General features: G+C 45.5%; 13 protein-coding genes, 8 tRNA genes and 1 rRNA gene. 19 read left to right on the top strand and 3 right to left on the bottom strand.

Features of this window, described 5'->3' with window-relative positions; genetic code table 11:
* The 9 genes from J2736_RS31100 to J2736_RS31060 form a co-directional block, all read left to right on the top strand.
* Positions 1 to 95 (top strand): 23S ribosomal RNA (locus J2736_RS31100); the annotation flags it as partial.
* A 79-nt stretch (positions 96 to 174) separates the two neighbouring features.
* Positions 175 to 266, top strand: a tRNA-Ser gene (locus J2736_RS31095).
* Positions 267 to 293: 27 nt separating this feature from the next.
* Positions 294 to 370: transfer RNA gene (locus tag J2736_RS31090), tRNA-Met, on the top strand.
* A gap of 19 nt (positions 371 to 389) precedes the next feature.
* Positions 390 to 465: transfer RNA gene (locus tag J2736_RS31085), tRNA-Val, on the top strand.
* Positions 466 to 472: 7 nt separating this feature from the next.
* A tRNA-Thr gene (locus J2736_RS31080) sits at positions 473 to 548 on the top strand.
* A 27-nt stretch (positions 549 to 575) separates the two neighbouring features.
* Positions 576 to 652: transfer RNA gene (locus tag J2736_RS31075), tRNA-Asp, on the top strand.
* Positions 653 to 696: 44 nt separating this feature from the next.
* A tRNA-Phe gene (locus J2736_RS31070) sits at positions 697 to 769 on the top strand.
* Between the two features lie 44 nt (positions 770 to 813).
* Positions 814 to 895, top strand: a tRNA-Tyr gene (locus J2736_RS31065).
* Positions 896 to 905: 10 nt separating this feature from the next.
* A tRNA-Lys gene (locus J2736_RS31060) sits at positions 906 to 978 on the top strand.
* A 101-nt stretch (positions 979 to 1,079) separates the two neighbouring features.
* Here the strand turns inward: J2736_RS31060 and J2736_RS31055 are convergent.
* From J2736_RS31055 to J2736_RS31045, 3 genes are read right to left on the bottom strand one after another with little or no spacing between them, the layout of a single operon-like run.
* Positions 1,080 to 1,379 carry an MTH1187 family thiamine-binding protein gene (locus J2736_RS31055; RefSeq protein WP_310502443.1) on the bottom strand — a complete coding sequence of 100 codons (300 nt, stop codon included), beginning with the start codon at positions 1,377 to 1,379 and terminating at the stop codon, positions 1,080 to 1,082.
* Between the two features lie 48 nt (positions 1,380 to 1,427).
* Positions 1,428 to 2,990: a GMC family oxidoreductase gene (locus J2736_RS31050; RefSeq protein ID WP_310502442.1), complete on the bottom strand. Its 1,563-nt coding sequence runs from the start codon at positions 2,988 to 2,990 to the stop codon at positions 1,428 to 1,430.
* Positions 2,987 to 3,583, bottom strand: coding sequence for a gluconate 2-dehydrogenase subunit 3 family protein (locus tag J2736_RS31045; RefSeq protein WP_310502441.1), 597 nt, complete (start codon positions 3,581 to 3,583; stop codon positions 2,987 to 2,989). Before J2736_RS31045 ends, J2736_RS31050 begins: the two co-directional genes overlap by 4 nt.
* Positions 3,584 to 3,852: 269 nt before the next feature.
* Here J2736_RS31045 and J2736_RS31040 point away from each other — a divergent pair, with 269 nt between their 5' ends.
* The 10 genes from J2736_RS31040 (at position 3,853) to hisG (ending at position 13,751) form a co-directional block, all read left to right on the top strand.
* Positions 3,853 to 4,704, top strand: a complete 852-nt coding sequence (locus J2736_RS31040; RefSeq protein WP_310502440.1) for a C40 family peptidase — start codon at positions 3,853 to 3,855, stop codon at positions 4,702 to 4,704.
* A 131-nt stretch (positions 4,705 to 4,835) separates the two neighbouring features.
* Positions 4,836 to 5,951, top strand: coding sequence for a PucR family transcriptional regulator (locus tag J2736_RS31035; protein WP_310502439.1), 1,116 nt, complete (start codon positions 4,836 to 4,838; stop codon positions 5,949 to 5,951).
* Between the two features lie 112 nt (positions 5,952 to 6,063).
* Complete coding sequence (locus J2736_RS31030) at positions 6,064 to 7,194, top strand: ABC transporter ATP-binding protein (protein WP_310502438.1); 1,131 nt, start codon at positions 6,064 to 6,066, stop codon at positions 7,192 to 7,194.
* A 172-nt stretch (positions 7,195 to 7,366) separates the two neighbouring features.
* Entirely contained in the window at positions 7,367 to 8,308 is a 942-nt protein-coding gene (gene hprK, locus J2736_RS31025; RefSeq protein WP_310502437.1) for an HPr(Ser) kinase/phosphatase, read from the top strand.
* A 23-nt stretch (positions 8,309 to 8,331) separates the two neighbouring features.
* A complete protein-coding gene (gene lgt / locus J2736_RS31020) occupies positions 8,332 to 9,306 on the top strand; it encodes a prolipoprotein diacylglyceryl transferase (RefSeq protein ID WP_310502436.1) in 975 nt (324 codons plus the stop codon).
* Positions 9,284 to 9,943 carry a pyrophosphatase PpaX gene (ppaX, locus tag J2736_RS31015; RefSeq protein ID WP_310502435.1) on the top strand — a complete coding sequence of 220 codons (660 nt, stop codon included), beginning with the start codon at positions 9,284 to 9,286 and terminating at the stop codon, positions 9,941 to 9,943. Before lgt ends, ppaX begins: the two co-directional genes overlap by 23 nt.
* Positions 9,940 to 10,431, top strand: a complete 492-nt coding sequence (locus J2736_RS31010) for an acyltransferase (RefSeq protein ID WP_310502434.1) — start codon at positions 9,940 to 9,942, stop codon at positions 10,429 to 10,431. Before ppaX ends, J2736_RS31010 begins: the two co-directional genes overlap by 4 nt.
* Positions 10,432 to 10,615: 184 nt before the next feature.
* On the top strand, positions 10,616 to 11,587 hold the full coding sequence (locus J2736_RS31005) for a peptidoglycan-binding domain-containing protein (RefSeq protein WP_310502433.1): 972 nt from the start codon (positions 10,616 to 10,618) through the stop codon (positions 11,585 to 11,587).
* A 305-nt stretch (positions 11,588 to 11,892) separates the two neighbouring features.
* Positions 11,893 to 13,074: an ATP phosphoribosyltransferase regulatory subunit gene (locus tag J2736_RS31000; protein ID WP_310502432.1), complete on the top strand. Its 1,182-nt coding sequence runs from the start codon at positions 11,893 to 11,895 to the stop codon at positions 13,072 to 13,074.
* Positions 13,075 to 13,115: 41 nt separating this feature from the next.
* Entirely contained in the window at positions 13,116 to 13,751 is a 636-nt protein-coding gene (gene hisG / locus J2736_RS30995; protein ID WP_310502431.1) for an ATP phosphoribosyltransferase, read from the top strand.
* Positions 13,752 to 13,807 lie beyond the last annotated feature (56 nt).

Here is a 13,807-nt window from a genome sequence, read left to right as displayed (position 1 = left end):
AAGACCCCTTGTAGACGACGAGGTTGATAGGTTCGAGGTGGAAGTGCGGTAACGTATGCAGCTGACGAATACTAATCGGTCGAGGGCTTAACCAAATTCCTAAGAACTTTACCTTTATGCGAGTTTCGTATCTAGTTTTCAGGGAATACTATTCCTGAATCGTATATATATCTTGGAGAGATACCCAAGTGGCTATAAGGGGACCCTCTGCTAAGGGGTTAGACTGCGTAAGTGGTGCGAGGGTTCGAATCCCTCTCTCTCCGCCAGTTCCAAATATATATACACTTTTATGTGGCGGCGTAGCTCAGCTGGCTAGAGCGTACGGTTCATACCCGTAAGGTCGGGGGTTCGAGCCCCTCTGCCGCTACCATAAAACCAAATCACCAGATGGAGGCTTAGCTCAGCTGGGAGAGCATCTGCCTTACAAGCAGAGGGTCGGCGGTTCGATCCCGTCAGCCTCCACCATCTTTATGCCGTTGTAGCTCAACTGGTAGAGCAACTGACTTGTAATCAGTAGGTTGGGGGTTCAAGTCCTCTCGACGGCACCATTTTTATGGTTTAACCTTTTGTAGCATGGAGCTGTGGTGTAGTGGCCTAACATGCCTGCCTGTCACGCAGGAGACCGCGGGTTCGAATCCCGTCAGCTCCGCCATTTCTTTTACAATTAATGTAGGACATGCTATAAATAATCATTTTGGCTTTGTAGCTCAGTCGGTAGAGCAGAGGACTGAAAATCCTCGTGTCGGCGGTTCGATTCCGTCCAAAGCCATTGAGATGGTTGTATTGCTTTGGCAGTACGGGTATCTCGTATCTGGAGGCTTAGTGAAGTGGCTAAACACGGCAGACTGTAAATCTGCTCTCTTCGAGTTCGGTGGTTCGAATCCATCAGCCTCCATTTTCCCTACGAGTCATTAGCTCAGTTGGTAGAGCACCTGACTTTTAATCAGGGTGTCGTAGGTTCGAATCCTACATGACTCACTTTTATAAGTAAACTTACAAGACCGTAGGGTCTTTTTTTGTTTATAGGTATAAGAAAAAGCATCCCTGCAAAAGGATGCTTTTTTTGTATGCAGGGCTGTTCAGAGCTTGTCTGCGACAGACTGCATTTTTTGTTCCATGGAGGCGGGCTTGTCACGGCGATCATCGATTTTGATGGACGTGGAAACACGCGCAGCGCCATGCAAGAAGGGAACCTCGTGGACGGCACGGATGACCTCGAATAAACGGTCTAGGGGACCTTCCAGAATGGTGCCCATCGGTGTCATTTGAAAGCGGATATCCGTGTGACGCTCTAATTCTTTATGGAGGTCAGCGACATAGCCGCTCAGGCTGGTTGTGGCGGTTCCAATGGGGATGATGGTAAATTCAGCTATTGCCATAGGGAGCAGGCTCCTTCCTTTTTGTGTACTTGCTGTTAAGGATAACAATCAGGAGCTTGCGAGGTCAATGATGTAATCGGCTGTTCGTGCGGCCAATGCCATTACAGTTAGCGTAGGGTTACCTCCACTGGAGGTGACGAATACGCTAGCATCGCAAATGAACAAGTTGGGTATGTCGTGACTTTGCCCATACGAATTAACTACGGATGTCATAGGGTTATTCCCCATTCGACAACCACCCATTAGATGTTGTGTGTCTGGAACGGTATAGGCGATCTCTCCACCAGCGGCCCGGAGAATCAGTTTCATATTTTCAACAGCGTGATTAATGAGTTTGAGATCGTTCTCGCAGTAATGAAAACTTAGGGATGCCAAGGGCATGCCGTATTCATCTTTTTCATCAGAGAGGGCTACGTGATTGTTCCAAGCAGGCAACACTTCTCCTACCATTTTGAGACGTCCATAATAGTTGTAATCCTGCATAGCTTGTCTGAATGATGAGCCCCATAAAGGGGCTTCTGTGGCTTTGCGAATACCTTCTGCCATTTCAATAGGCCTTGAGCCATGCGCGTGCAAGGTATAGCCGCGGACAAAGCCTCTGCGTGAATCAGTTTCATAGAACTCTTGGGTAGACGCCAGGACGGGAGTTCCTTTGTACAAGCGAACTTCCTCTTCAAACTTAGCATAAACATCGTTACTGCTATGTGTCATAATCGCCCTGCCAACCCAACCACTGGAGTTTGCCAAACCATTAGGGAACTGAGGTGTGGCTGAATGCAGGAGCAGCCGAGGTGTCTCTACGGCATGCGCGCAGAGGATGACGGTTTTGGCTCGTTGGCGATAGGTAACACCTTCATGGACAAACAGAACGCCGCAGGCATGCCCATAGTCATTAACTTCAATTTGAGTGACTCTGCAGTCCGCTAGAATTTCTGCACCAGCCTGAACGGCTTTAGGAATATGCATAATCAAGGTGCTAAATTTGGCATTAGTCATACAACCCTGTAGACAGAAACCGCGATTGGTGCAAGATGAGCGGTCTTCAAGTGGCGTAGATAGGATGGCTAAAGGTGTGGGTGTGGATTGGATGCCTAGTGATTTGCAGCCTTTATGAAATAAGACAGCATTAGGGCTAAGCGAGTCTAAAGCTGGATAGGGATAGGGCCCTTGAAAGTTTCCCCATGGGAAGTGTTTCGGGCCAGATACGGAGACTTCATTTTCAATTCTCGTATAATAGGGCTCCAAATCTTTGTAATGTATGGGCCAATCTTCTCCGACGCCGTCAATGGCTTTTGTTTTGAAATCAGACTCATGAAATCGCAGAAAAACACCAGTAAAGTTCTGAGTGCCCCCGCCAATCCCCATACCTGATTGATGTTTACCTGTAACAAATGGCAGAGCAGCATCGACAAGGCGCGTATCCTCCCAACCTAGTCGTTTCATACTGAGCTCATCACTGGCGAAATCGCTCTCTGGATCACGCCATGGTCCCGCATCAATGACAACGACTCCTAGTCCTGCTTCACTGAGTTCCTTGGCAAGAACGCCTCCAGCAGCACCTGCTCCTACGATGACAATATCCACGGTTTCATTTTCACAACGCCATTTCATGATCGTTTCACAGCCTCCCAGGACTCTAAGTCGCTAGGACCGTTAAGTGTGTATCCGCGTGGATAAGCAGGCCCTCCGAAACCAATTTCGGACCAAACCAAAGGATGAGCATAGTAAGCTTCAATACTTAGTTGAAGAAGCTTTTGAAATAAGATTTTCTGAGGGATACCTTCCCAATTTGTCGTTGGTGGATAGCTATCGTTACTAATTTGAAGCATGATGCTGCGTTGATTCGATTCGTCCAATTGAAAGAAAGGCTGACTATTCGCGATCCATCCCGTTTCATCAATGGCTTTAAGACCTTGACGGATTAGAGTACGAATCGGGGGTACGTTCACTTTTCTATTTCCTTCCCCTTTATTGTCAGCTAGTACTCGATCGATATGGCTAATGATATATTGCATGATTTCTCCACGATGATCATCCATAAGCAGTGAGCACCAAATTCGCAGATTTTCGGCCTCAATAAATGTTAAATAGCCATATGACTGCTCACGAATGAGGCGACCCATCACAATAGATCTGGTATGTGCATCCCATGCTTTGCTTTCTTCCATGACATCATAAGTTGGGTAATGATTATGGTTTTGCATGTGTATCCCCTCCATAGCTACGAGAAATAAAACGAGATAATAAAGTGCTACTACAATTATTTCCAAATCCACAGAGAATATGAGAATGTTTATGATGATCTTATGTGGAACACAAATGAAACAATTGGCATCATTGCCAATCTCATGGATGTTAGGAAATATTTTAGGAATGAAAGTCTTTTCATTACCATGGTAATCTTGTACTAGTAACTGAGAAGTTTTCCATTTTAGCCAATTCAACCAAGAGAGCATGTACAGGAGGATATACAATGTTAAAGAGTCTTGCACACCGCACATTAGGAATCACTGCTGCGATCACAATCGCCTTATCAGCTACAACTGCTGTTTCCGCGTATGCCGCAAATGATGATATGGATGCCGTTTCTTTGGCCAAAAAAATGGTGGGTGTCGATTACGCGAAAAGTAATGAAGCACCGTCTGCTGGATTTGATTCATCTGGACTGATCTATTATGTCTATGAAACGTTAAATTACACAGTACCTAGAACTTTAGCAGCGCAATTCGACATGAAATCAACGAAAATCACAAAAATAGATAAGGCTGAACTAGGGGACATTTTATTCTTTGGGAGTGGATCAAAACCTTCTTTTGCAGGGATCTATGTGGGCCAAGGCAAGATGGTTATGGCATCCCAGAGCAAAGATGAAGTTATCACTCGGAATGTTAGCGAACTTAAGGGCAGCTTCATTGGCGGAAGAAGTATTCTTTCAGCTAAGGATCGTTTGAAAGCAGAACTGATTTTGACAGCTCAGAAGTATCTGGGAGTTCCCTATGAATTTGGTGCCAAATATGGTCAAACCAAAACCATGGATTGCTCTTCTTTTACAAAAACAGTGTTCGCTGCTTATGGAATTACTTTGCCGCGTGTATCACGTGACCAAGCTAAGGAAGGCGTTTTCGTTAGCAAAAGCAATTTGCAAACGGGGGATTTGGTTTTCTTTACAACGGTTGACTCCGGTAAAAACATCGGGCATGTGGGGATTTATGTAGGAAACGGCATGATGATTCATACGTATGGTGAAGGTGGCGTAAAATTTACATCTATTAATAAAGAATGGTGGGCTGATCACTACGTAACAGCTCGTCGCGTAATCAAATAGCACTACTTACATAAGGGCCCTCAAGTCAATTTGACTTGAGGGTTCCTTTCCATTCACAGCAATAGGCAGACATATGATACAATAGAGAGAAAAATATAGAAGATGCTATAGGCAATAAGGAGTGAAGGCAGATGATTTGGGAGCATGTCAAAGAGCGATTGGAAGCGGTCTTACAGTCGCCAATACAGATAAGCCTGATACCTGAGTCCGATTGGCACCAGCTTGTGGAGGATCAGGGAGAGCGCCACGAAGGAGTAAGTCGAAGCGTGATCCGGGGCCAGGAAGTTCTTTTTTTCGTTTCAATGGAGCATAAAGAAGTTCGCGTCCTGCAGATGGATGGAAGTAAACTGACTACATCAGAACGCAAGCTTGTTGAACTAACGATTGAGTCCAAACAAACCTTAGAGAAGAAGCAATTTGGTTCGTATCTGTCGGAAGATGAAAGAAAGTCTAACCAATTAAGAGAATGGCTGCTGCAGCAAATGGAACGTGGCACGAGCCATGCTGAGTTGCCAGATGCGCTTGCTTCGCAGTCATCGTTATACTCCACCAAAATTCCATTGCTGCTATATGGGGACTACCCTCAGAATCAGCGTGTTTCCTACACGGAGCTTAAGAAGCTCTTGGAATCATTTTTTGAAGCCGAGATTATTCTAATTCCTTTATTGGAAAAGGAGTGGTTGATCTTAGCGCCAGAAGTCCTTATTACTAGCGGCAGTGAGGAACGTGATGGAGATGAGGAAGAAAGTGTTGAGCAGACGCTCGACGCACTAGGCTCGGGTTTATATGAGATGTTAGCAAATGAATGGGTAGGGGAATGCCACTTAGCTATTGATTTCCCTGTGAAACCAGCAAAGTCTATGTTTGCTACGGTGCTTAAGCTGCGCGAGACCATTATGCTGGGCCGATCCTTCCATGTAGGCAGTTTTATTCATTTGCGTTGGGAACTTCGCTTAGAGAAGTTGTTGCACCTTATAGAGGAAGAAGAGAAAACTGATTTCCTAGAGCAGGTGCTCCGCGGCACGGATCATGTGCTGGATAGCGAGACGGTAACGACGCTGGAGCATTTCTTTACACTCGATTGTAATGTTAGTGAAACCGCGAAGAAGCTTTATATTCATAGAAACACGTTACTCTACCGGTTGGACAAGTTCAAGAACGAGACTGGACTGGATGTTAGAACGTTTAATCATGCGGTTTTGGTACGTCTGGCCTTGCTATTGTACAAAGTAACGAAAAGAAAGTGATTTTTTTGTAGGGATTGTGCATAGTCAGTCCGCCGTTCGTAGGGTAAGATGTGTATATAGAAATGTTGAAAAATAAAGCAGTTGAACGATAAATTGTAGGGGGAATGAAATCATGGCAGGCGTACGTTTAAATCATATCGTTAAAAGATATTCTGGTGCAGAAGAATCAACAGTTAAAGATTTCCATCTTGAAGTTGCTGACAAAGAGTTCGTAGTACTTGTTGGTGCATCCGGTTGCGGAAAATCCACAACTCTTCGTATGATCGCAGGCTTAGAGGAAATCACTGAAGGTGAACTTTACATCGGAGACCGCCTTGTAAATGACGTAGCTCCAAAAGATCGCGATATCGCGATGGTATTCCAATCCTACGCTCTTTATCCGCATATGACTGTTTATCAAAACATGGCATTCGGATTGAAACTTCGTAAATTCAAAAAAGCTGATATCGATGCTCGCGTTCGCGAAGCAGCGAAAATTCTAGATATCGTTCACTTGCTTGATCGTAAGCCAAAAGCTCTTTCCGGTGGTCAACGTCAACGTGTTGCCTTGGGTCGTGCGATTGTTCGTGAGCCACAAGTATTCTTAATGGATGAGCCGCTTTCCAACTTGGATGCGAAACTTCGTGTACAAATGCGTGCGGAAATCACTAAATTGACAAAACGTCTTGGTGTTACGACAATCTACGTAACGCATGACCAAATCGAAGCTATGACAATGGGCGATCGTATCGTTGTTATGGATAAAGGTATCATTCAACAAGCTGCTACACCTGAAGAAATCTACAACTTCCCAGTTAACATGTTCGTTGCGGGCTTCATTGGATCCCCATCCATGAACTTCATGTCCGGAACATTGGCTGCTGAAGGTGGCGGTGTATTCTTCAAAGCTGGTTCCGTAAACGTTGAAGTTCCAGCAGGTAAAGCACAAGTTCTTAAAGACAAAGGATTTGTTGGCAAAGAAGTGATTCTGGGAGTTCGTCCAGAAGATATTCACGAAGAGCCAGTATTCTTGGAAGCTTCCCCGAACACAGTATTCAACGTTAACGTTGAATTGACTGAGAACTTGGGTCACGAAATGTACTTGTACTTGAACGGTATCGGCGCTAACACAGTAATCGCTCGTGTTGACGGTCGTTCCGGAATCAAAGAAGGTACAAACGTTAAATTGGCACTAGACATGAACAAAGTTCATTTCTTCGATAAAGAATCAACACTATCCATCTTGGTTAACCCTAACCTATAAGGATTGTACTGAAAGGCCAGCCGTTATCGGCTGGTTTTTTTGTTTAATTTGAGCATCATGAACAACAATAGTTGATTTCAACTAGGTATTCCATTACGATGAAACTATTGGAAGCCTGCGTGCTACAAAGGCAAGCACATGGTACATAAGCAAATTCGAAGGAGCTAGGACGATGGCCAAAAAGGTAAAGGTTTCCGAAATGGTGGAACAGCTACATATGGAAGTATTAGCAGGTGAGGGTGGCTTAAAGCGTCCAATTACAACAGGGGACCTCTATCGCCCTGGTCTTGAGATGGCTGGCTATTTTAATTATCACCCCAAAGAGCGTATTCAAATGCTGGGAAAAACCGAAATTACGTTTATAGAAATGTTGACCACTGGCGTTCGAAGAAATCGGGTTGAACAGCTATGTGCTTCCGAGGAAACGCCATGTATTATTGTAACGAGAGGACTCGAGGTTCCCGTTGAATTGCTGGAGGAAGCGACCAAGCGGGATTTGACTGTTCTTCGAACACAGCTTTCAACAACGATTTTTGCAAGTCGCTTAACAGGTTTTCTCGAAAACAAGCTAGCTCCCAGCACGACTATACACGGTGTACTTGTGGATGTGTACGGCGTAGGGATGTTGATTACCGGTAGCAGTGGAATTGGGAAAAGTGAAACAGCACTAGAGCTTGTGAAAAGGGGACACAGACTCATTGCGGATGACGCAGTAGAAATTAGGCAAAATGGAGATAAAGTACTTACGGGTAACGCACCAGAACTTATTCGGCATTTACTTGAAATCCGCGGCGTTGGTATTATCAATGTGATGACGTTATTCGGCGCTGGCGCGATTCGTAACGTGAAGAAGATCTCGGTCGTGGTTAAATTGGAAAACTGGCAGCAAGAAAAACAATATGATCGTTTGGGCTTAGACGAGGAGCTGACTCGGATTATTGATACCGACTTGCCTCTCGTAACGATACCTGTTCGACCAGGTCGAAACTTAGCAGTCATCGTAGAGGTTGCAGCGATGAATTATCGTTTGAAACGTATGGGCTACAACGCGGCTCTGCAGTTTACGAATAAATTGACGGAATCGCTGAATGAGGATTTTGAGGATTTTGATTGACCACAAACTAAGGGAGTGAAACTATGTTAGAAAGTGTGGCGTTCTCCCTCGGACCGATTCATGTCCGGTGGTATGGCATTATTTTAGGTACAGCAGCATTAATCGGTTTAATGTTGGCGATTAGAGAAGGAAAACGATTCAAAATCGTACCTGACTTCTTCATGGATTTATTGTTAATTGGGGTTCCATCTGCCATTATTGGGGCTAGAATTTATTATGTTGCCTTCCAATGGGCTGATTATAAGGATAATTTATGGGAAGTATTCATGATATGGCACGGTGGGATTGCGATTTATGGCGCACTGATCGGTGCTATCATTGGGGCCTCGTTCTACATTCGAGCGAAGGGTTACAACTTCTTTCGTATCGCCGATATCCTTGCGCCAGGTCTGATTGTAGGACAAGCGATTGGCCGTTGGGGGAATTTCATGAATCAGGAGGCTCACGGGGGGCCAGTTGAGGAGTCATTCCTGAGAGACACCTTGCATTTGCCTAACTTTATCGTGAATCAAATGAACATTGAAGGTACGTTTTATCACCCAGCGTTCCTCTATGAATCGGTTTGGAGCTTTGTGGGGCTGCTGCTCTTGTTATGGATTCGTCGGAGACCTTTCTTGCGGGCAGGGGAGCTGTTCCTAGGTTATTTTATCTGGTATTCAATCGGACGGTTCTTCATTGAAGGGGTACGTACAGACAGCTTGGACATCACAGGGCCTGCGTGGCTGGCTTCCTTGATGAATACGCTTTGGTCACCGATGAAAATTGTCTTCGAACCTGGTGTTCTTACCTATGGAGGGAATATTCGATTCTCACAGATGCTAGCGCTCCTAATCGTTATCGCGGCAGTGACTATGATTATCATTAGAAGGAAAAAAGGATACGCGAACGCGCGTTACTCAGATCCTATTGTATCGACATTAGCGGTAGATAAAAATAAAGTGATAAAAGAGGAAGAGACAGATAAAGGAGTTAACTATGATTCAAACCGTACTCTTTGATTTAGATGGCACGATTGTAGATACGAATGAGTTGATTGTACAATCGTTTTTGCATAGCTTGGAAGGCGAAACGCCGGAGCCTGTTAGCCGGGAACTGATTATTCCTAATATGGGGCGTCCGTTAGTGGAGCAGATGGAGTTTTTTACAGGTCGTAAAGAAGTTGAAGCGCTCATTACAAAGTATCGTGAGTTTAATCTATCTAAACACGATGAGCTTGTGAAAGAGTTTCCGAACGTACGTACGGTGATGGCTAAGCTTCACGAAAAAGGTATTAAAATCGGCATCGTGACGAGCAAGATTAGACTTACGACGTTGATGGGGCTAAAGCTATGTGGGTTGGATTCTTATATCAGCGTCATTGTGACCGTGGATGATGTTAAGGAGCCAAAGCCGAGTCCTGAGGGCATAATTGCAGCGCTGAAAGAGTTAGGCAGCAAGGCGGAAGAAGCTATGATGGTAGGCGATAGCCATTATGATATTGAGGCTGCGCAGAATGCAGGAGTTACCTCTGTGGGTGTATCCTGGTCATGGAAGGGACGCTCCTATCTAGAGCAATACAACCCTGATCATATTGTTGATGATATGTTTGACTTGTTACCGTTAGTTGGGATTTCGGCGGAAGTGAAGGCTGATTGAGGAAGACAGAAAAGTATCCAGTAGATGGCCCGAACGCGTTGTGGCAAATTTACCAGACCGTAAGCCGATGGAAGGCCATGCGGAATTTCATGTTTATTCAAATTACGCGCTATTCCCCGTCATTGCGTTTGAAAAATTTGATTTATCGTCATGTTCTAGGTATGACCGTTGGTGAGAATTCGGCATTTGCTCTGATGGTGATGGTAGATGTTTTTTTTCCAGAGAGGATTCATGTTGGAGACAATACGATCATTGGCTATAATACGACGATTCTAGCGCATGAGTATTTAACAAAAGAATATCGATTAGGCGATGTACATATTGGATCCCACGTGATGGTTGGGGCTAACACAACGATTCTGCCGGGTGTAACAATTGGTGACTACGCGATTATCGGCGCTGGTTCTGTTGTTCACAAGGATGTAGCTCCGCACAGTTTTGTGGCAGGCAATCCCTTGCAAGTAATTCGATCGAGCAGTGCGCAATAGACTAGACATATGAAAATACGGTGGACTCAACATCTTAGGATGTTGGGTCTTTTTGTTGTTCCAACAAATGTTAGATCTTCATTATTTGTTCGAGTAGAATTTCAAAAAAACGACTAATACAAATGCCAGATAGGGAATAGTAAAGACGCAGTGAAATTATAGGCAAAGGGAAGGTGTCGGTTAAGTGCAGCAATGGAATCGTAGTAAAAACGTAGATGGGAAAAAAGGTAACTTTGGATGGTCGATTAGAAAGCGTGTAGGTGCAATCGTATTTGCACTCATGTTGATTGTAGCCCTGCCAACGACGAGTTTGGCCGTAGGTAAGCCGGCACATGGGCCTGATGTATATGTCATCCAAGGGATGCTGAAATCACTAGGCAGCTATTCTGGTGATATTAACGGTTACTACGATAATGCGACAGTTCAAGGCGTCAAGTATTTTCAAAAGAAGCATGGATTGCCGGTAACCGGCGCGGTTGATAACCGTACGCTCGAATCAATTACTTATGGTTATTTAAAGCTTAAAGGTGTGGGTCAGGGTCAAGGACGCGGAAAAGGCGGAGGCAAGGGCCAAGGTGGAAGTAATGGCGGAGGCGGAGGCCAAGGCCAAGGTGGAGGTAATGGCGGTGGCGGAGGCCAGGGCCAAGGTGGAGGTAACGGCGGAGGCGGAGGCCAAGGTCAAGGTGGAGGTAGTGGCGGTGGCGGAGGCCAAGGCCAAGGTGGAGGTAATGGCGGAGGCGGAGGCCAAGGTCAAGGTGGAGGTAAAGGCGGTGGCGGAGGCCAAGGTGGAGGTAATGGCATTGGCGGAGGCAAAGGTCAAGGCGGCGGTAAAATCGAAGGTGGAGGCAACGGTGGAGGCCAAGGTCAAGGCCCGAGCGCTACGCAAACACCTGGTCCTAATGGTGGACCAAAGCCAGCACCAAACGGTGGAGCAACGCCAGCGCCATATGGCAATGGTAACGGAAATGGAAATGGACAAAACGGACAAGCGCCTATGCCAAACGGTAACGGCAACGGGAATGGTCAATATCAGTCGCCAAATGGCAATGGAAATGGGAATGGCAATGGGCTAAATGGAAGTAAAGCGCCGAATGGTGGTCAAATACAGGCACCTAATGGTGGAAAAACGCCGAATGGGCCCGTAGACGAAGATTAAATCATCGTACTTTAAGAAGACATGCTGCCGTGACAGCATGTCTTTTTTACTTGTTTAGCACAGTTGACGGGCTATGGGTTTATATGCCATTCTTAAAACGGATTTCATAAATAAAATCATGTCAAATATGTTCTGCAAATTGAGCCGTTCAACATGGCATAGATGATTGACGCTCTATAGGATACGTGTTAAAATAGCCGTACATTCTTTATTTTGGTAGTATGGTAGCACGTTAACGCGCTGAAGTGTTTTGAGATAAGATATATGAAGATAACGATTATACTCCTACTTATTGAGGTGAGACGGTGTCTAAGCCAAAAGTATTTGAAAAGCCGTTAGGCGCGAAAGATTATTTGCCTGATGCAGTTACGAAACTCAGAAATATAGAATTCCGTGTATTGGCCTGTATGGGACGCTGGGGATACAACCAGATTATTACACCTACACTTGAATATTACGATACAGTTGGTGTTGCAAGCTCCACAGAAGATAAGAAGTTGTTTAAGCTCCTAGATCGCAAGGGGAAGACGCTTGTTCTGCGTTCAGAACTGACTGCTCCAATTGCACGTGTAGCTTCATCGCTTTTAAAGGAACAAGCATTTCCACTTCGTCTATCTTATCATTCCAATGTTTTTCGTTCGATTGAGGAAGAAGCGGGCAGAGATTCGGAATTTTATCAGACGGGCGTCGAACTGATCGGGGATGTGTCGTCGGAAGCTGATGCAGAAGTTGTGGCGTTAGCGATCGCATCACTGCAGGCAGCTGGTGTGGAGAAATTTAAAATTGCATTGGGCCATGTTGGCTTTCTGAACGGATTATTCCAAGAAACCTTGGACGGGCGCACAGAAGCTCAGCTTGCTTTGAAGGAACATCTGCTTAGTCGTGATTACGTTGGGTACCGGGAAGCTATTAAAACGTTATCCCTAACGCCTGATGTAGAGCGTGAGCTGGACGGCGTGCTAAGGCTGCGTGGCGGTGACGAGATTTGCGAGCAAGCTCGCATGGTTTCTCAACATCCAATCGCTCAGGATGCAATTCGACACCTTTGTGAAGTATGGGATGTGCTGAAGGCATATGGCGTGAGTGAGCATGTTGTGATTGATTTAACGATGATTGGAGATTTCTCCTATTATACAGGTATGACGTTTGAGGGGTATGCGGCTGATCTGGGCTTCCCTGTGTGTAGCGGAGGGCGTTACGACAATTTACTGAGTCAGTTTGGACGTCCAGCGCCAGCTACAGGGTTCGCGTTGAAAACAAATCGGATCCTCGAAGTAACAGGCAAGGAGCAGGTAACACAACCGAAACGTGTGCTCATTGCCTACGATGCGGAGCATCGCGAGGAAGCTTTGCAGCAGGCTAAGAGCCTGAGAAGCGATAACAACTTGGAAGCGACTGTGGTGATCACGCAACTTATTACGCCTACTCAGATCAATGATCTGGATGAAGCTAGTTATGCTGAAGTCATTAAGTTGATAGCGGAGTAACCTCTCAGCAAGATGAGGGAAGTTAGAAGGAGGTTGGAACGGTGGATGACATTCTAAAAGTAGCGATGCCGAAAGGCCGTATCTATAAACAAGCAGCGAAGCTGTTTACGAAAGCAGGATTGCCCATTCCTGAGGATTTGGAAGAAGGCCGTCGTTTAATTATCCCTGTGCCTGGCGCGAAAATGGAATTCATTTTGGCCAAGCCGGTCGATGTGCCGACCTATGTAGAGTACGGCGTAGCTGATATCGGGGTTGTAGGGAAAGATGTTCTGATGGAAGAAAATCGGAATGTTTACGAATTATTGGATCTAGGGATTGCGCGATGCCGCATGTCGGTCATCGGTCTACCGGATTGGAAAGAAGTCATTAACCCGCGTGTTGCGACCAAATATCCGAATGTGGCCTCTCAATATTTCCGTGAAAAGGGACAACAAGTCGAAGTAATCAAGTTGAACGGTTCTATCGAGCTGGCTCCCCTGATTGGATTAGCTGACCGCATCGTAGATATGGTGGAGACCGGACAGACCCTGAAGGAAAATGGGCTTGTGGAGCAAGAGGAGATTTTTCAGATTACGAGCCGCTTAATTGCAAATCGAGTGAGTTACCGGATGAAGAATGATTCTATCCAACGGTTGTGCGATATGCTGCAGACCGTTTTGCCGACAGTGAAGCTATAAGTTGAAGCGAAAAGTTCGAAATGCTTGAGTGATTGAGTGAATGCAACAATAATTTC

Source organism: Paenibacillus qinlingensis (assembly GCF_031455095.1).
GTDB lineage: Bacteria > Bacillota > Bacilli > Paenibacillales > NBRC-103111 > Paenibacillus_E > Paenibacillus_E qinlingensis_A.
Note: the sequence above shows the minus strand (reverse complement) of the source record. Positions and strands in the feature narration are given on the sequence as shown.

Coding starts and splice junctions, on each gene's coding strand:
- J2736_RS31050 (WP_310502442.1), bottom strand. CDS start 2,990: ATGAAATGGCGTTGTGAAAATGAAACCGTGGATATTGTCATCGTAGGA.
- J2736_RS31040 (WP_310502440.1), top strand. CDS start 3,853: ATGTTAAAGAGTCTTGCACACCGCACATTAGGAATCACTGCTGCGATC.
- ppaX (WP_310502435.1), top strand. CDS start 9,284: ATGATTCAAACCGTACTCTTTGATTTAGATGGCACGATTGTAGATACG.
- lgt (WP_310502436.1), top strand. CDS start 8,332: ATGTTAGAAAGTGTGGCGTTCTCCCTCGGACCGATTCATGTCCGGTGG.
- hprK (WP_310502437.1), top strand. CDS start 7,367: ATGGCCAAAAAGGTAAAGGTTTCCGAAATGGTGGAACAGCTACATATG.
- J2736_RS31045 (WP_310502441.1), bottom strand. CDS start 3,583: ATGCAAAACCATAATCATTACCCAACTTATGATGTCATGGAAGAAAGC.
- J2736_RS31035 (WP_310502439.1), top strand. CDS start 4,836: ATGATTTGGGAGCATGTCAAAGAGCGATTGGAAGCGGTCTTACAGTCG.
- J2736_RS31030 (WP_310502438.1), top strand. CDS start 6,064: ATGGCAGGCGTACGTTTAAATCATATCGTTAAAAGATATTCTGGTGCA.
- J2736_RS31055 (WP_310502443.1), bottom strand. CDS start 1,379: ATGGCAATAGCTGAATTTACCATCATCCCCATTGGAACCGCCACAACC.